At 69.0% G+C, this 16,902-nt stretch carries 10 protein-coding genes; 5 read left to right on the forward strand and 5 right to left on the reverse strand.

The features are described 5' to 3' along the window. Position 1 precedes the first annotated feature (1 nt). Together ABQJ54_RS16865 and ABQJ54_RS16870 are read left to right on the forward strand one after the other, a co-directional pair. On the forward strand, positions 2-499 hold the full coding sequence (locus tag ABQJ54_RS16865; protein ID WP_367855487.1) for a DUF2938 domain-containing protein: 498 nt from the start codon (positions 2-4) through the stop codon (positions 497-499). A gap of 48 nt (positions 500-547) precedes the next feature. Beyond that, complete coding sequence (locus ABQJ54_RS16870; protein WP_367855488.1) at positions 548-1,741, forward strand: class I SAM-dependent methyltransferase; 1,194 nt, start codon at positions 548-550, stop codon at positions 1,739-1,741. A 66-nt stretch (positions 1,742-1,807) separates the two neighbouring features. Here ABQJ54_RS16870 and ABQJ54_RS16875 read toward each other — a convergent pair whose 3' ends face one another. From ABQJ54_RS16875 to ABQJ54_RS16890, 4 genes are all read right to left on the reverse strand, one after another. Further along, positions 1,808-3,178 (reverse strand): S41 family peptidase, encoded by a 1,371-nt coding sequence (locus ABQJ54_RS16875; RefSeq protein WP_367855489.1) that lies wholly within the window; start codon positions 3,176-3,178, stop codon positions 1,808-1,810. 122 nt (positions 3,179-3,300) lie between these two features. After that, positions 3,301-4,521, reverse strand: coding sequence for a murein hydrolase activator EnvC family protein (locus ABQJ54_RS16880; protein WP_367855490.1), 1,221 nt, complete (start codon positions 4,519-4,521; stop codon positions 3,301-3,303). Positions 4,522-4,609: 88 nt separating this feature from the next. Continuing rightward, positions 4,610-5,320 (reverse strand): acid phosphatase, encoded by a 711-nt coding sequence (locus tag ABQJ54_RS16885; protein ID WP_367855491.1) that lies wholly within the window; start codon positions 5,318-5,320, stop codon positions 4,610-4,612. Beyond that, the gene (locus ABQJ54_RS16890) at positions 5,320-7,554 is read right to left on the reverse strand and encodes a TonB-dependent receptor (RefSeq protein ID WP_367855492.1); all 2,235 of its coding nucleotides are present in this window, start codon (positions 7,552-7,554) and stop codon (positions 5,320-5,322) included. Before ABQJ54_RS16890 ends, ABQJ54_RS16885 begins: the two co-directional genes overlap by 1 nt. Positions 7,555-7,880: 326 nt before the next feature. Between ABQJ54_RS16890 and gltB the strand changes: the two genes are divergently transcribed. From gltB to ABQJ54_RS16905, 3 genes are all read left to right on the forward strand, one after another. After that, complete coding sequence (gltB, locus tag ABQJ54_RS16895) at positions 7,881-12,323, forward strand: glutamate synthase large subunit (protein WP_367855493.1); 4,443 nt, start codon at positions 7,881-7,883, stop codon at positions 12,321-12,323. A 556-nt stretch (positions 12,324-12,879) separates the two neighbouring features. After that, complete coding sequence (locus ABQJ54_RS16900; RefSeq protein WP_367855494.1) at positions 12,880-14,328, forward strand: FAD-dependent oxidoreductase; 1,449 nt, start codon at positions 12,880-12,882, stop codon at positions 14,326-14,328. A 225-nt stretch (positions 14,329-14,553) separates the two neighbouring features. Then, a complete protein-coding gene (locus ABQJ54_RS16905) occupies positions 14,554-15,438 on the forward strand; it encodes a methylglyoxal synthase (RefSeq protein ID WP_367855495.1) in 885 nt (294 codons plus the stop codon). 288 nt (positions 15,439-15,726) lie between these two features. Here the strand turns inward: ABQJ54_RS16905 and ABQJ54_RS16910 are convergent, their stop codons facing one another. Then, positions 15,727-16,872, reverse strand: a complete 1,146-nt coding sequence (locus ABQJ54_RS16910) for a WD40/YVTN/BNR-like repeat-containing protein (RefSeq protein WP_367855496.1) — start codon at positions 16,870-16,872, stop codon at positions 15,727-15,729. Positions 16,873-16,902: the final 30 nt, after the last annotated feature.

Genomic DNA, 16,902 nt, shown 5'->3' on the forward strand with positions numbered 1-16,902 from the left:
GATGGGTGCGATTGTCGCCTTCACGCTGCTGGTCGGCATCGGCGCCACGCTGGCGACGGATCTCTGGGCATGGCTGCTGCGGCATGCCCTCGGCGTTCCGTCGATGGACTGGGCGCTGGCTGGCCGCTGGTTCGGACACTTGGTGCGCGGACGTTTCGCACACCAGAGCATTGCGCAGGCAGCGCCCGTCCGCGGCGAGCGTGCGCTCGGCTGGCTGGCCCACTACGCGACCGGCATCGTGTTCGCCGCGGCCCTGCTTGCACTGGCGGGGCCGGCCTGGGCGAAGCACCCCACGCTGCCGCCTGCATTGGGCTTCGGGCTGGCCACGGTGATCTTTCCGTTCGCTCTGCTGCAGCCGGGCATGGGCGCCGGCTTCGCCGCGTCGAGAACGCCGCGGCCGAACCGCGCGCGCCTGCGCAGCCTGCTGACGCATGCCGTGTTCGGCTTCGGTCTGTATGTCTCGGGATTGCTGGCCGCGGGGCTGCTGCCGCAGGATTGAGTCCACCATCCGCTATGCTTGCCGCGGATTCCCGCAATGCCAGCACCGATGCAGTCCCGACTCCCCGAGCCCAGCGCCGACGAACGCGCGCATTCCGACCGCCTGCTGCGCCTGCTGCGCGAGCAGATCGCCGCGCACGGACCGATGCCGTTCGCGCAGTTCATGGAGCGCAGCCTGTACGCGCCGGGGCTGGGCTATTACAGCGCGGGCAAGACCAAGTTCGGCGAGGCGGGCGATTTCGTCACCGCGCCGGAGCTGGGCGAACTGTTCGCGCGCTGCGTGGTGAATGCGGTGGCGCCGGTGCTGGACACGCTGGGCGGCGAAGCGACCTTCCTCGAACTGGGCGGCGGCAGCGGTGCGTTCGCGGAGGCGGCGCTCAAGGCCTTCGCCGAGGCCGGCAGCCTGCCGCATCGCTACCTGCTGCTCGAACCCAGCGCCGACCTGCGCGAACGCCAGCGCGAGCGTCTCGCCGCTGCCTTGCCGGCCGAAGTCAACGCGCGCGTCAGGTGGCTGGACGGCCCGCCCGATCACGGCTGGCGCGGCGTGCTGTTCGCCAACGAGGTGATCGACGCGCTGCCCACCACGCGCATCGCGATGCGTGACGGCGAGGTGTACGAGGAACACGTGGCGCTGGACGGCGAGGGCCGGCTGATGCGCGTGGATCGCCCGGCCGACGCGCTGGTGGCCGGTGCGGTGCGCCATGTCGAGCGCGACCTCGGCACGGATCTCGCCGACGGCTACCGCACCGAGATCCTGCCGCAGCTGCCGTACTGGCTGCAGGCGGTGGCCGGTTCGCTGGAGGCCGGCGTGATGCTGTTCGTCGACTACGGCTACGTGCGCCGCGAGTTCTACCAGCCCGGGCGCCGCGACGGCACGCTGATGGCGCACTACCGCCACCACGCGCACGGCGATCCGCTGTGGTTGCCCGGCCTCAACGACCTCACTGCCTCGGTGGATTTCACCGCACTGGCCGAGGCCGGCAACAGCGCCGGTTTCGGCGTGGCCGCCTATCTGCCGCAGGCGCAGTTCCTGATCGCCAGCGGCCTGCAGGAAGCCTTCGAGGCCGCCCATGCGCGGGCCGCCGACGAAGCGGCGCGTTACCGGCTGGCGCAGGAAGTGAAGCGGCTTACCTTGCCTGACCGCATGGGCGAGCGTTTCCAGGCGATGCTGTTCGCGCGCGGAATGGACATGCTGCCGCTGCCGGCGGAGCTGCTGGAAGCGGATCAGGGCGAACGGCTGTAGGAGCGGCTTGTAGGAGCGGCTTCAGCCGCGATTCCTCCACCGCGTTGGTCGCGGCTGAAGCCGCTCCTACTTTGCCACCGGTGCACCGCGTCCCAGCGCCATGCCCTTGAGCACGTTGAGCGCCTGCGCCAGCGCGTAGTCGCTGGTGGCGAGCGCACCCTCGGCGGCGCTGCCGTCGGCGTCGATGCTGCCGCCGGCCTTCGCATTCTCGTTGGCGAGATGGTTGGGCAGGTCGGCCTCGGAGCTGATCAGCTCGGGCGCCTCGTCGGCCTTGCGCACGCTGAGGTCGGCGAGCGGGATGTCGGGCTTGATGCCTTCGGCCTGGATCGAGGTGCCGTTGGGCGTGTAGTAGCGCGCGGTGGTGATCTTCACCGCGTGGTCGGCATCCAGCGGCAGCACGGTCTGCACCACGCCCTTGCCGAAGGTGCGCTGGCCCATCAGCAGGGCGCGGTGGTTGTCCTTCAGCGCGCCGGAGACGATCTCGGCGGCCGAGGCGGTGCCGTGGTTCACCAGCACCACCAGTGGCGCGCCGTTGAGCAGGTCGCCGGGGTGTGCGCTGAAGCTCATGTTGGAGTCGGGCAGGCGGCCGCGGGTGGTGACGATGGTGCCCGAGTCGAGGAAGTCGTCGCTCACCGAAACCGCGGCGGTGAGCAGGCCGCCGGGGTTGTTGCGCAGGTCGAGCACGGCGCCCTTCGGCGCGCCGTCCTTGCCGATCAGTGCGGCCAGCTTGCGCTCGAGGTCGGGCGCGGTATCGCTCTGGAACTGGGTGATGCGGATGTAGTCGAAGCCCGGTTCGAGCTGGCGCACCTTGACGCTGGTGATCGCGATGTTCTCGCGCGTGAGGTGCATGTCCACCGGATTGTCGCCGCCCTTGTGCACGATGGTCAGCGTGATCTTGCTGCCGGGCTTGCCGCGCAGCTTCTTGAACATGTCGTCCACGTTCTGCGGGTCGACCAGCACGCCGTCGATCTTCACGATGCTGTCGCCGGGCTTGATGCCGGCGCGCGAGGCGGGCGTGTCGTCGATCGGGGTGACGATCAGCAGTCCGCCGTCCTGCTCGAGCACCTCGATGCCGAGGCCGCTGTACTGGCCGGTGGTGTCCTCGTCGAGCTGGGCCAGGCCCTCCTTGTCCAGGTATTCGCTGTGCGGGTCGAGCCCGGCGAGCATGCCGGTGATCGCGTCCCTCATCAGCTCGTGGTTGCTCACCGGCTCCACGTAGGCCTGGCGCACGATGTCGTAGACGCGGCTGAAGCGGCGGATGTCCTGCAGGTCGACCTGGTTGCCGCCAGGCGTGGCGGGGGCGCTGGCGCGGACGTGGGTGGGCGCCAGGTCGGTGGGCGGCTCGGGTGCGCTCGCGGCCGGTGCCGGCGCGGTCTGTGCATGCACGAACGGCGCCGCCAGCAGCAGGGCGCACAGGCTGTAGGTGGAAAACCGCATGGAACGAGACTCCGGGGAATGGGGACGCCCCGCCGCGCGGGCAGCGGGTTTCGACACCGCCAGCCTGCGACGATGGCGGGCGGCCGTCAACGGTGCTGGCTGAACCGGCTGTGCGGGCCGGTTCAGCGGTGCTGGCCGAGCCAGCTGCGCGGATCGACCGGCTGGCCGTCGTGGCGCAGTTCGAAATAGACGCCGGTGTTGACGCCGGTGGGCGCGCTGGCCGTGCCTACCGCCTGGCCGGCGGTCACCGCATCGCCCACGCCGTGCAGCAGCGTTTCGTTGTTGCCGTACATGCTCATCCAGCCGTTGCCGTGGTTGAGGATCAGCAGCATGCCGTAGCCGCGCAGGAAGCCGGCATAGACCACCCGGCCGTTGGCCACCGCGTGCACTTCGCTGCCGCCGCTGGCGCGGATCAGCACGCCGTTGCCGTAGCGGCGCACATCGCCCGATGCCGGCCACGGCAGGTTGCCGCGGATGTTGGCGCCGGCATTGCCCACTTCCAGCGGCGGCGGTGCCTTGCCGCCATGCTTGCGCGCGGCCGCCTGACGCGCGGCCTCGCGGGCGGCGGCTTCGCGCATCGCCTGGTCGATCTGTTTCTGCAGGTGGTCGACCAGGGTATTGAGCGACTGCTCGTCCTGTTTCAGCGCGGCCAGCCGCTGGGCCTGGTCCTGGTAGGTGGCGTCGGTTTCGGCGGCCAGCTTCTGCTGCGCGGTTCGCTGCTTCGCCAGTTGCCGGCTCTGTTGCTCGCGCTGCGCGCGCACGGCCTGCAGTGCCTGCTGCTCGGTGGTGATCCGGGTTTCCAGCGTCTGCAGCTGGGCCAGGCTGGCCATCAGCTGCTGCACCTTCTGCGTGCGGTCCTGCTGGAAGTACTTCGAGTAGACCAGCGCCCGCGCGATCCGGCCCACGTCCTCGTTGTCCAGCAGCAGGCGCAGGTCCGAGCCGTGGCCCAGCGCATAGCTGGCACGCAGCAGGTCGGCGATCGCGGCGCGCTGGTTGGCGAGCTTCTGCTTCAGCTCGGCCCGTTGCTGCTGCAACTGGTCGAGTTGCTGCTGCTTGGCGGCGAGCTGGGCGTCGGTGTCGCGCAAGGCCCGTGCGGCGGCGGCCAGCGCGGTGGTCTGCTGCGCCAGCTCGGTGTTGAGCTGGTCGCGGCGTGCGGCGGTGGCGGCCTGGCGCTTGTCCAGCACCTGCAGTTCCTGGTGCAGGTTGCTCAGCTTCTGCTTCGCTGCAGCCTGCTCGGCGTGGCTCTTGTCCTGTCGTGCCTGCGTCGGCGCGACGGCGAGTGCGGCGCTCAGTGCCAGGACAGTGAGGACAGGGAGGCGGGCGACGCGGACGGGGCTGGGCATCGGCCGATTATCGCCGAGCCCGCGGACGGGGGCGAGCCGTCCGCGGTGCGGTCGTTCATGCGATGACGTCGATGTCCGTCGGTCGCCGTCAGCGGGCGGCGACGGTCGACGCCGCCGGCTCGCCCGGCAGTGCGAGTGCCTTGCGCAGCTCGGCTCGTGCCGCCGCATAGGCCGCCTGCCAGGCGGGATCGTCCAGCAGCCGGCTGCCGAGCACGGTGCCGGCGAGCCGCCCGGCTTCCACGTCGCTGGGGTAGTGCACGCCCATCACGATGCGGTGATGGGCGTACAGGTCGGCGCGGGCGAAGATCGCCGCCCGCCGTTCCGGCACCATGTTCGCCAGCAGCACCGCCTCGGTGTAGCCCAGCGTGGAGTGGCCGCTGGGGTAGCTCCAGTCGTTCGGTTTCTCCACGCTCAGCGGATGCACCCGGTGCGATGCCTGCACGGGACGCGGGTGTTGCCAGAACAGCTTCGCCGCCTTCACTTCGCCTTTGTCATAGGCCGCCACGCGCGCGAAGAACGCCGCCGTGTGCGGCAGCCGGTCCGGCGTGAACGCCGCGCCGAACACGTCGGCGAAGCGGAACACGCTGTGCGCCTGGTCGGCTTCCGCCGCGGCGATCTCCATGGGCGTGCGCCGGGCCTGCACCGCCAGCACGCCGGCCATGTCCTGCCGTGCCGTCGGCGAACCGGCGGCGGGCGGGGGAGGCAGCAGCGCCGTGAGGTCGACCGCGGGCCCGTTGCCGTCGGCCAGTGCGGACCGGCCGATCAGCAGCGCCAGCACAAACAGTGCGAGGCGTTTCATCAGAACAGGTCGGCCGAAATGGTGACGTTGTAGTTGCGCGCCGGGATGGTCCAGAACAGCGGCGTGCTGTCGGCCACGGTGGTGCCGGCCAGGGCGTTGATGGTCGTGTTGTTGAACAGGTTGTTGACCTGGAAGCCGATCTTGATGTCCTTCACGTCGGCCAGGTGCGGGTCGAAGCGGTAGCTGGCGGCGAAGTTGGTCACCGCATAGCCGCCGATCGGGGTGTCGTCGTTGGCGTTGGCGGTGTAGTAGGTCTTGCCGACGAACTTGTCGACCAGCGACGCGTACACGGGGCCGTTGCGGTAGAGCAGGCCCAGCGCGGCGGTCTTGTGCGGCGTGTTGGGGTTCCAGGAGTTGTCCGCGGTCTGGATCGCGCGGTTGAGCGAGCCATTGGCGTAGACGCTGAAGCCGGCGCCCAGCATGTAGGTGCCTTCGAGTTCGAGGCCTTTGTAGTGCACGCCGCCGCCGTTGTAGAACTCCGTGACGCCGCCGACCTTCTGGCTCTGCACGAAGTTGTTGAAGTCGATCTTGTAGATGTCGCCGGACAGCGTCAGGTTGTCGGCGCTCCAGGTGGTGCCCATCTGCCAGTTGGTGGTCTTTTCCGGGGCCACGGCGCTGTCGGAAACCGCCGGGTTGGGCACGTACAGCAGGTTGAGGTTGGGCGCGAGGTAACCCTTGGCCCACTGCGCATAGGCCGTCCAGTCGGAGCTGAACGAGTAGTGGAACGAGGCCGATGGCAGGGTGGCGTTCCAGGTCTTGGAATAGGTCAGCGGGGTTTCCGTCTTCTGGTTCACCGGGGCGTCGAGGTCACGTTCGAAGCGGTTGTACTTCACGCCGCCGATGAAGTACGCGTTGTCGGTGATGTTCCACTGGTATTCGAGGAACGGCTGGATCGTGACCAGCGTGTCGTTCATGCGGCGATCGGCCGATGCCAGCGCCAGCGAGGGTGCGCCGGGCGCGATCACCGGATTCAACTGGTCGATCGTGTCGTCGAATTCATACAGCCAGCGGATGTCGTCCTGGTGGTCGTACCACACGCCGGTGCGCACTTCGCCGGGGCCGAGTTCCTTGCCCAGGCGGAAGATGTCGCCCCACGAACGGTTCGTGTTGCGCATGTGCTGGCCGGGTACGTCGGTGGGGCTGTAGTAGGTGCCGTTCGGCGTTTCGCCGTTCGGATCTTCGCCGTTGAAGCCGAAATGGTTGTAGCCGTAGGTGTAGGCCTTGTTGTCGATCGTCCAGCCGTCGAACTCCGAATGCAGGCCGATGTAGCCGAGGTTGGTGTTGATCTTGTCCTGGTTGTAGCGGTAGTAGGCCTGGCTGGTGGGATCGTTGACCAGGCCGTAGTTCACGCCGTACTGCGCGATCTGCGCCTTGGTGGCGCCGAACGGCACGTACTGGTCGAGCTTGTTCGCCATGGCGACGAAGGTCAGCGTGGTGTGGTCGTCCAGCGGCTGCACCACCTTGGCGAATACGCTCTGGCGGCGCTGGCCGGCGTAGCTGAGATAGCCGTCCGACGAGCTGTTCTGCACGTTGATCACGGCGCTGGTGCCGCCGTCGTTGAGCTTGCCGGTGTCGATGCGGGCGCCTTCGACGTCCGTGCTCCAGCTGCCGAAGCTGAGGTACGGGCTGACGTTGAGCGTGTCCTGCGGGTTGATCGAATCCACCGAAATGGTGCCGCCGAACGTGGCGTTGCCGAGCGTGCCGGCCGTGCCCGGGCCGCGGTCGACCGTGACGCTGCTGGTTTCCTGGTTGGTGAAGTACGAGGTGGAGTGGTGCGTGAAGTCGTTGGAGTCCATCCACGGAATGCCGTCGAACGTCACGTTGTACTGGCCGTCCTGGAAGCCGCGGATCGAGACGACCGGCGCTTCCATCAGGCCGGAGCCGTTCGGCGTCACGGTGTACACGCTCGGTGAAATGGCGGCCGCGTCGGTGTAGTCGCCGGTCGGCGCAATGTTCTCCTGGATGTACAGGCTGCCGACGGTCGACTGCGGTTCGGTCGCCACCATGGAGCCCTGCGTCGGCGCGATGGTGGTCGCGGTCGTGGCGGCGGTCACCTGGATCGCGCTGAGGTTCTTGGCATCCTGCGGGGTGGCGGCGGGGCCGGTGTCGTTCGTCGACGCGGGCTGCGCGCCGTTCGTGTCATCGGCGCGGACCGGTGCCGCCAGCACGGCGGCGATGGCGAGGACGAGCAGGGCGCCGCCGCGGGGACGGGAGGCGGGCATGGGCTGGGGCATGGGCGGGTCCGGAGGGTGAGGGGGCAGGATGCGGTCCGGCACGCTAGGCCCCGTGCATGACAGCCATGCAACAAAAGGAAGATGCGATGCGTGGCGAAAACTTGCGGGCTCGAGGTGAAGGCGCGCGGCCGCCACGGTGCGGGCGTCCCGGCGAATGCTGTCGCGACAGGCGTTTGCGCCGGTCGCGGGGAATATTTCATTTGGACGTATAGAAGTCTTTGACGCGACGCAGCAATTGTGTTGTAGTCGAATCGCAAACCACGAATCCAGACCGGCGCCCCGGCGCCGCTGGCCTTCTGTGCCCCGCCATCCAGCGAGTGAGCAAGATGAAGCAGTCCGGTGGAACAAGCCTGTATGACGCGGCGTTCGAGCACGACAGCTGCGGTTTCGGCCTGGTCGCGCAGATCGACGGCCGCGCCAGCGCGTGGGTCGTCGACACCGCATTCGAGGCGCTGGCGAAACTCTCGCATCGCGGCGCAGTGAACGCGGACGGCGTGAGCGGCGACGGCTGCGGCGTGCTGATCCGCCGCCCGCAGGCGTGGTTGCGCGCATTGGCGAGCGAGGCTGGCATTGCGACCGGCGAACGCTTTGCGGCAGGCCTGGTGTTCCTCGACCCGTCCGACGGCACGGCGGCGAACGTGTTGGAACGGCATCTCGCCGAAGAAGGCGTGCGCGTGGCGGGCTGGCGCGAGGTGGCGGTGAACGAGGATGCCTGCGGTCCGCTGGCCGCCGCCGCACGGCCGCGCGTGCGGCAGGTGTTCGTCGATGCCGGCGATGGCATGGACGACGAGGCGTTCGAGCTGGCGCTGTTCCGCGCGCGCCGTCGCGCCGAGACCGCGCTGGTCGACGATACGGCGTTTTATGTGGTGACGCTGACGGCGGAGCTGATCGGCTACAAGGCGATGGCCGCGCCGGGCCGGTTGCGCGAGGTGTTCGCCGATCTCGCGCATCCGGCCCTGGTCGCCGACGCGGTGGTGTTCCACCAGCGCTTCTCCACCAACACCACGCCGCAGTGGCGGCTGGCGCAGCCGTTCCGCCTGCTGGCGCACAACGGCGAGATCAACACCATCCGCGCGAACCGCCGCTGGATGCAGGCGCGCGAGACGATCTGGCGCTCGCCGCGGGTGGAGCTGGGCGACCTCGGCCCGCTGGTGCGCCAGCAGGGCTCGGATTCGGAGAGCCTGGACAACGCGCTGGAGGTGCTGCTGGCCGGCGGCCTCGACCTGCTCGCCGCGATGCGCGTGCTGGTGCCGCCGGCGTTTGCCGCGCGCGAGAACATCGACGAGGACCTCGCGGCGTTCTACGAGTACTACGCGCTGCACAGCGAACCCTGGGACGGTCCCGCCGGCCTGGTCATGTGCGACGGCCGCTACGCCGCCTGTACGCTGGACCGCAACGGCCTGCGCCCCGCACGCTGGGCGCTGTCCGACGACAAGCACTTCATCATCGCCTCCGAGGCGGGCCTGTGGGACGTGCCTTCGGCGCGCGTGGTCGCCAAGGGCCGCCTCGCGCCGGGCGAGATGATCGCGGTGGATTTCCGCGAACACCGCCTGTTGCGCGACGCCGACATCGACGCGGTCAACCGCAAGCGCGCGCCGTACCGCGACTGGCTGCGCGCCGGCGTGAGCTATCTGGAATCCGACCTGATCGATCCCTCGCTGGCCGCCGAGCCGCTGCCGGTGGACCAGCTGCGCTGCTACCAGAAGCTGTACGGCCTCTCGCGCGAGGAACGCGAGACGGTGCTGAAGGTGATCGCCGAACTCGAGGCCGAGGCCACCGGCGCGATGGGTGACGACACCCCGGTCGCGGCGCTGTCGCGGCAGGTGCGGCCGTTGTTCGACCGTTTTCGCCAGGCTTTCGCCCAGGTCACCAATCCGCCGATCGATCCGCTGCGCGAGAAGCTGGTGATGTCGCTGGTCACCCAGATCGGCGCGGAAGGCAACGTGTTCGAGCTGAAGCCCGAGAACGCGAAGCAGGTGCTGATCAATTCGCCGATCCTCTCGCAGCGCAAGCTCCGCCAGCTGTTGGCCTTGCCGCAATTCGTGAACACGCCGCGCTTCGACCTGATGTACACGCCTGGATCCGGGCTGGAAGCGGCGCTGCGCCGGCTGTGCGAGGACGTGGCGCAGTCGGTGCGCGAAGGCAACGCGCTGGTGTTCCTCAGCGACCGCTACCCCGAACGCGACAAGCTGCCGATCCACTCCCTGCTCGCCACCGGCGCGGTGCATGCCCACCTGGTCGAGCAGGGCCTGCGCTGCCAGTGCAACATCATGGTGGAGACCGCCACGCCGCGCGACGCGCACCAGTTCGCCTGCCTGCTCGGCTTCGGCGCCACCGCGATCTACCCATGGCTGGCCTACCAGAGCCTGTTCGAGCTGGGCCGCGAGGGCCACATCGAGGGCGACCGGCTGGAGATCGGCCGCAGCTACCGCCGCGGCATCCGCAAGGGGTTGTTGAAGATCCTGTCGAAGATGGGCATCTCCACCATCGCCGGCTACCGCGGCGCGCAGCTGTTCGAGATCGTGGGGCTGGCGCCGGAAGTGGTGGCGCTGTGCTTCCCCGGCACGCCCTCGCGCATCGGCGGCGCCGGTTTCGCCGAGCTGGAGAACGAGCAGCGCCTGCTCGCCGCCGAAGCGTGGAACGCGGCGCAGCCGCTGCGCGCCGGCGGCCTGTACAAGTTCGTGCACGGTGGCGAGTACCACATGTACAACCCCGACGTGATCGCCACGCTGCAGCAGGCGGTGCGCACGGGCGACCCAGCCGACTACCGCGCCTACGCCGACCACGTCGACCATCGCCCGCCCTCGGCGTTGCGCGACCTGCTCGCCGTGCAGCCGCTGGGTGCGCCGGTGCCGCTGGACGAGGTGGAGCCGGTCGAGGCGATCCTGCGGCGCTTCGACTCCGCCGGCATGTCGCTGGGCGCGTTGTCGCCCGAGGCGCACGAGGCACTGGCCGCCGCGATGAACCGGCTGGGCGCGCGCAGCAATTCCGGCGAGGGCGGCGAGGATCCGGCGCGCTACGGCACCGAGAAGATGTCGAAGATCAAGCAGGTCGCCTCCGGCCGCTTCGGCGTCACGCCCGCCTACCTGGTCAACGCCGAAGTGCTGCAGATCAAGATCGCGCAGGGCGCCAAGCCCGGCGAGGGCGGCCAGCTGCCCGGCCACAAGGTGGACGCCACCATCGCGCGGCTGCGCTATGCCAAGCCCGGCATCGGCCTGATCTCGCCGCCGCCGCACCACGACATCTATTCCATCGAGGACCTCGCCGAGCTGATCCACGACCTCAAGGAAGTGAATCCCGGCGCGCTGGTCTCGGTGAAGCTGGTCAGTCACGCCGGCGTGGGCACGGTGGCCGCGGGCGTGGTGAAGGCGGGTGCGGACCTGATCACGGTGAGCGGCCACGACGGCGGCACCGGCGCCAGCCCCCTCACCTCGATCAAGTACGCCGGCACGCCGTGGGAACTCGGCCTGGCCGAAACGCAGCAGACCCTGCGCCGCAACGAGCTGCGCGGCCGCGTGCGCCTGCAGACCGACGGCGGCCTGAAGACCGGCCTCGACGTGATCAAGGCCGCGCTGCTCGGCGCCGAGAGCTTCGGCTTCGGCACCGGCCCGATGGTGGCGCTGGGCTGCAAGTACCTGCGCATCTGCCACCTCAACAACTGCGCCACCGGCGTCGCCACCCAGCATCCGGTGCTGCGCAAGGAGCACTTCACCGGCCTGCCGGAAATGGTGATGAACTACTTCCGCTTCATCGCCGCCGACGTGCGCGAGCATCTCGCGCGGCTGGGCGTGCGTTCGCTGGCCGAGTTGGTCGGCCGCAGCGAACTGCTGGCGCAGCGCGACGACGCCACGCCGGTGCGCCACGGCCTCGACCTCGCGCCACTGCTCGACGGCGCCAGCCTCGGCGCGGCCAGCGACACGGCCTGCGCGATGGCACGCAACCCGGTGCGCGACGCCGCGGCGCTGGCCACGCGCATCGCGGCGGATACCGCGCCGCTGGTCGAGCTGGGCGAAGGTGGGCACTTCAGCTACGCGATCGCCAATACCGACCGTGCGATCGGTGCGCGGCTCTCCGGCGACATCGCGCGCCGGCATGGCGACCACGGCATGGACGAGTCCCCGATCGTGCTGCAACTGGAGGGGGCGGCGGGCCAGAGCCTGGGCGCGTGGAACGCCGGAGGCGTGCATATCGAGCTCACCGGTGAAGCGAACGATGGCGTGGGCAAGGGCATGGCCGGTGGCCGCATCGTGGTGCGCCCGCCCGCCGATGCGCCGTTCTCCAGCCAGGATGCCTCGATCATCGGCAACACCTGCCTCTACGGCGCCACCGGCGGCGAGCTGTACGCCGCGGGCCGCGCCGGCGAACGCTTCGCCGTGCGCAATTCCGGCGCGGTGGCGGTGGTGGAAGGCGCAGGCGACCACTGCTGCGAGTACATGACCGGCGGCGTGGTGGCGGTGCTGGGCAAGGTCGGCCTCAACTTCGGCGCGGGCATGACCGGCGGCTTCGCCTACGTGCTCGACCTCGAACGCGATTTCGTGGACTGCTACAACCACGAGCTGGTCGACATCCTGCGCATTTCGCCCGAGGGCATGGAGCACTACATGCAGCACCTGCGCGGCCTGGTGACGCGCCATGTCGAGCTCACCGGCAGCGACTGGGGCCGGCAGGTGCTGCGCGATTTCCGCGGGCTGCAATACAAGTTCTGGCTGGTGAAGCCGAAGGCGGCGAGCTTGGCCGTGTTGGCGGAAGAGTTGCGGAGGGCGGCGTGATGCGCCGCTTCAATCAAATGGCGCGCTCCTTGCGTTCGCCCCTTCTCCCCGCTGGGGAGAAGGTTGGGATGAGGGGCGGGCGCTTGCCTCAAGCTCCCCTTGAGCAGGTTTTTCGCAAGCGACACAGCGCTTCCGTCCGCCTGCCGGCGGCCGGGTCACTTTCTCTTGCGTGGCCACGCCCGCGCCTGGAGCGCGGGCGAACAGCGCAGCTGGCCCGAAGGGCGAAGGGCAGGATGCACGGAGTCAGAGAAAGTAACCAAAGAGAAGGCCACCCCGCGCCGGCGCGCGGCAGGCTTCCCCGGATCGAGTCCGGGGCAGGCTCTGCCTGCCGCGTCCCCTGCGGTGCTCGCCGGCAACAGGCCGCCAAACAACTCGGCCATCCATGGCCTCAGACAGTTTGGCTTTCCCCTGTTGCCGGCTCCGCTCCTCGGCGCCGTCGAGGGGCCCCGTTCAAAGGCGCGGCCATCCTGGCCGCCTTCGAGCGGAAGCAGCGGCAACAGCAACGGCAACAATCAGTTTTGTCTGGGCGGTGTTCGCAGAACACGCGGGGGTCGGCATGAGCGACAAGCTGTTCCAGTTCCTCGATGTGCCGCGGCAGACGCCGCGCACGGTGCCGGTGGCGATCCGCGTGCTGGGCTACGGGGAAATCTCCGGCGATTTCGCGGCGCCGCAGGCCGGTACGCAAGCCGAACGCTGCCTGGATTGCGGCAATCCCTATTGCGAGCATGCTTGCCCGGTGCACAACTACATTCCGGATTGGCTGAAGCTGGTGCAGCACGGCCGCATCATGGAAGCGGCCACGCTGATGTACGAGACCAACCCGCTGCCGGAGATCTGCGGTCGCGTCTGTCCGCAGGATCGCCTGTGCGAGGGTGCCTGCACGCTGGAGCAGACCGACTTCGGCGCGGTGACCATCGGCAGCGTGGAGCGCTGGGTCACCGACGAGGCGCTGCGCCGCGGCTGGCGGCCCGACCTGTCCGCGGTGCGCGAGACCGGCCGGCGCGTGGCCATCGTCGGTGCCGGCCCGGCGGGCCTGGCCTGCGCCGATCGCCTGCGCCGCGCGGGCATCGCCGCCGACGTGTACGACCGCCAGCCGGAGATCGGCGGCCTGCTCACCTACGGCATCCCGCCGTTCAAGCTCGACAAGCAGGTGATGCGCCTGCGCCACGAACTGCTCGAAGGCATGGGCGTGCGCTTCCTGCTGGGCCGCGAGGTGGGCCGCGACATCGAGTTCGGCGAACTGCTGGACGATTACGACGCGGTGTTCGTGGGCACCGGGGCCTACACCTACGTGGACGGCAAGCTGCCCGGCCGCGAGCTGCACGGCGTGCACGACGCGCTGCCCTTCCTGATCGGCAACACCGAGCGCCTGCTGCGCGACGAGCCGCCGCCGCCCGCGTTCGACCTGCGCGGCCGGCACGTGGTGGTGCTGGGCGGCGGCGACACCGGCATGGACTGCAACCGCACTGCGATCCGCCTCGGCGCGGCCTCGGTCACCTGCGTCTACCGCCGCGACGAGGCCAGCATGCCCGGCTCCGCGCGCGAGGTGGGCTACAGCCGCGAGGAAGGCGTGAACTTCCTGTTCCAGCGCCAGCCGCTGGAGATCCTCGGCGACGAGCACGGCCGTGCACGTGCCGTGCGCGTGGTGGAAACCGAACTGGTGGACGACGGCCACGGCCGCCCACGCCCGCGCAACGTCGAAGGCAGCGAAAGCGAGCTGCGTGCCGACGTGGTGATCCAGGCCTTCGGCTTCCTGCCCAGCCCGCCCGACTGGCTGGCCTCGCACGGCGTGAAGCTGGCGTCCTCGGGACGCATCGTCACCGGCGCGGGCGGCGCGCTGCCGCAACAGACCAGCCACCCGCGCATCTTCGCCGGCGGCGACAACGTGCGCGGTGCCGACCTGGTGGTGCGCGCGGTGCACGACGGCCGCGAGGCAGCGGCCTCGATCGCGCGCATGCTGGCGGAGGCGGAGGCGGAGGCGGAGGCGGCTGCGGCGGTCGCTTGAAGGGCGATGATTTTTGACCGTTCATCCTGAGCATAGGCCCGAAGGGTCGAAGGGCCATGTGGGCATTTCGACTTCCTCGCTCACCAAAGCGCGGCCATCCGTGGCCGCTCCTCGCGTCGCTTGCTGTCGCAAGCTACGCTCAGTGCGAACGGCCTTTCTGCCCGTCATTCCGACCTACGTCGGAATGACGGGTAAAAGCATCGCTACCAACCAAAAGGACACCCCATGCGTCTCGGCCTCGCCGCCAACCAGCTGCACCACAGCCACGACGACGCGGCGCTGTTCCGCTGGTTGCGCGCCTGCGAGCGCGGCATCCGCGAGCTCGGGCTTGGCCTGCATGCGGTAGGCCGCACCCATGACGCCATCGAGCGCGCGGGCCTGCTCGCAGGCTACGCACCGCTGCGCCGCTATCCCTACGGCCGCGCCGGCGGCCTGATGAAGCTGGTGGCCGAAGTGGTGGGCATGGACGGCGATACGCGCACGCTGGACGGCGCGATCTATTTCATCGATCCGGTCGATCCGTCCTCGGTATTCCCCGAGGCGGTGGCGCTCAAGCGCCAGTGCGTGATCCATGCCAAGCCCTTCCTTTCCACCGTGGCCTCGGCGCGCGACTGGATCGAGTTGGAACGCATGCACGCGGGGCTGGCGCCCGATCCCGGCGCCGACGACCTGCACGCGTTCGAGTCGCAGACGCTGGCACTGATCGCCCACGATGCGATGAAGCCCGCGATGCTGGCCTACGCGGCCCAGCACTTCGACACGCTGTCGCGCTTCGCCCGCCGCGTGGCCACCGGCACCACCGGCCAGCGCCTCAACGAGCTGGCATGGAGCCGCGGCTGGCCGCAAGGCGAGCCGTGGGCGAACCGCTACCAGAGCGGCCCGATGGGCGGCGACGCGCAGATCGCCGACCTGGTGCTCGAGCGCCGCTGCCAGCGCGCGATCTTCTTCGAGGATCCGCACGTGGCGCGCCAGCACGAGGCCGACATCCAGCTGCTGGAACGCGCGGTGACCACGGTCACCGACGCGGCGGTATGCATCACCACGCCGAGAGTGGCGGCGCGCTGGGCCGAGGCAGTGGAGTTGCGGAGGAATCGGCGGGTGGGCGGTTGATCGCGTATTGGCTTGCGGGTGAATCGCGCAAGCTGAAAGCAATGGGAAGGAGGGATTTCCTGGAGAACCCTACTCTGACTCCTGTTCTGGCGGCCTCCATCGCACGCGTGTTGGCCATGTAGGTGGAAGCGGCCGCGGCGATGGCGAGCGTGAGGAAAACCTTCATGGGCGAACCCTCTCCTCCGGGAGCGGGTTCGGTCGAAGCGAGGCGCGACGGCGTAACCGGACCATCACTCCGGTGTCGACTCCCCTTGCACGAGTCCGATCTTGCCTGGAACTTCCCGAAGTTCAGAAACTGATCTTCAGAATCTGTCCGTTGTTGCCGACGAACCATCCGGCTTTCGGATTCGCGAAAGCGACGGCCCAGTATCCGCTCACGGTGGGCAGCCAATACCAGGTCTGGCCTTCGTCGGGAGTCCAGGCCGCCGATCCTGAATTGAAATCGGGTGCGGTTTCGGCGGTAATCACGACCGTGCGGTCGAATTGAGGGCGATGGTCGCCATGGTCATTCCGGTCTTGACCCTGATCGTCCTCGCCGTTTGAAAAGTGGCGATCGCGCAGGCCTCGGACGTACGCCACGCAGAAGACCGCTCCGGGGACCGGCGGTGGGCTGGTCAGCGTCCAGGTCGCGCCACCATCGTGAGAGGTCGCTGCGTCGGCTGAGGTATTGCTCGACAAGTCGCCGCCGCCGACAAACCCGTTGCGCGCATCGCGGAAAGCCACGCTCAAGCCGCCAGCACTGGCGTTGCTGACGAGCGGAGTGGCATAAGCGTTCCAGGTGTTGCCGCCATCGCGCGTCGCCAGGATGCGCGCTGTGGTCGAACCGCCGGTGGCAATCCACGCGTTCTGCTTTCCCTGCGTGGTGATGCAGGTTCCGCTCGATGCGAACGAGGCTTCCCCGGGGAGCGCTGGCGGCATACGGCCGGCGATGGACTGCCAATGGATGCCGTCGGAGGTGCGCAGATCGGGAAACACCCCGTTCACCGAATCGCTGTGCGCGATGCCGCGGTCGGGGGACCAGAAGGCGAAACAGTCGTAGAACGCGTTGGCAAGCTGGTTGGTGAATTCCACCGTCCAGTGTGCGCCGCCATCGACGGTTTTGTAGATCTTGAAGTCGGTGGTGTTGGCGCCGACCGACGACAAATAGGCGATCCGGTCGCTCACGGCATGGACGTCGCGGAACTGCAGATTCTCCGCGCCGGGCACCACGCCGGACTTCCAGGTATTGCCGCCGTCGGTGGTCACCACGTAGGTTCCCCCGGCTCCCGCGGCCCAGACCACGCGTGAATTCACCGGGCTGACGGCGATCAGCAGCTGGGTGGTGCCGCTCGATTGCGGCGTGAGCGTAGGCTGGTGAACTTTCGGAGGGTTGTCCGCAAAAGCAAGAGAGGCGAACGCAGCGAGCAGCAAAACGAGTACCGAATGCTTGAACATGGCAGCCCTCCCCGGGTAGTCGATCCAGAG

Source organism: Rhodanobacter lycopersici (genome assembly GCF_040812335.1).
Classification (GTDB): Bacteria; Pseudomonadota; Gammaproteobacteria; order Xanthomonadales; family Rhodanobacteraceae; genus Rhodanobacter_A; species Rhodanobacter_A lycopersici.

Bases quoted from the DNA above. Each gene is read 5' to 3' on its own strand.
- ABQJ54_RS16865 (WP_367855487.1), top strand. From the start codon at position 2: ATGGGTGCGATTGTCGCCTTCACGCTGCTGGTCGGCATCGGCGCCACG.
- ABQJ54_RS16870 (WP_367855488.1), top strand. From the start codon at position 548: ATGCAGTCCCGACTCCCCGAGCCCAGCGCCGACGAACGCGCGCATTCC.
- ABQJ54_RS16875 (WP_367855489.1), bottom strand. From the start codon at position 3,178: ATGCGGTTTTCCACCTACAGCCTGTGCGCCCTGCTGCTGGCGGCGCCG.
- ABQJ54_RS16880 (WP_367855490.1), bottom strand. From the start codon at position 4,521: ATGCCCAGCCCCGTCCGCGTCGCCCGCCTCCCTGTCCTCACTGTCCTG.
- ABQJ54_RS16885 (WP_367855491.1), bottom strand. From the start codon at position 5,320: ATGAAACGCCTCGCACTGTTTGTGCTGGCGCTGCTGATCGGCCGGTCC.
- ABQJ54_RS16890 (WP_367855492.1), bottom strand. From the start codon at position 7,554: ATGCCCCAGCCCATGCCCGCCTCCCGTCCCCGCGGCGGCGCCCTGCTC.
- gltB (WP_367855493.1), top strand. From the start codon at position 7,881: ATGAAGCAGTCCGGTGGAACAAGCCTGTATGACGCGGCGTTCGAGCAC.
- ABQJ54_RS16900 (WP_367855494.1), top strand. From the start codon at position 12,880: ATGAGCGACAAGCTGTTCCAGTTCCTCGATGTGCCGCGGCAGACGCCG.
- ABQJ54_RS16905 (WP_367855495.1), top strand. From the start codon at position 14,554: ATGCGTCTCGGCCTCGCCGCCAACCAGCTGCACCACAGCCACGACGAC.
- ABQJ54_RS16910 (WP_367855496.1), bottom strand. From the start codon at position 16,872: ATGTTCAAGCATTCGGTACTCGTTTTGCTGCTCGCTGCGTTCGCCTCT.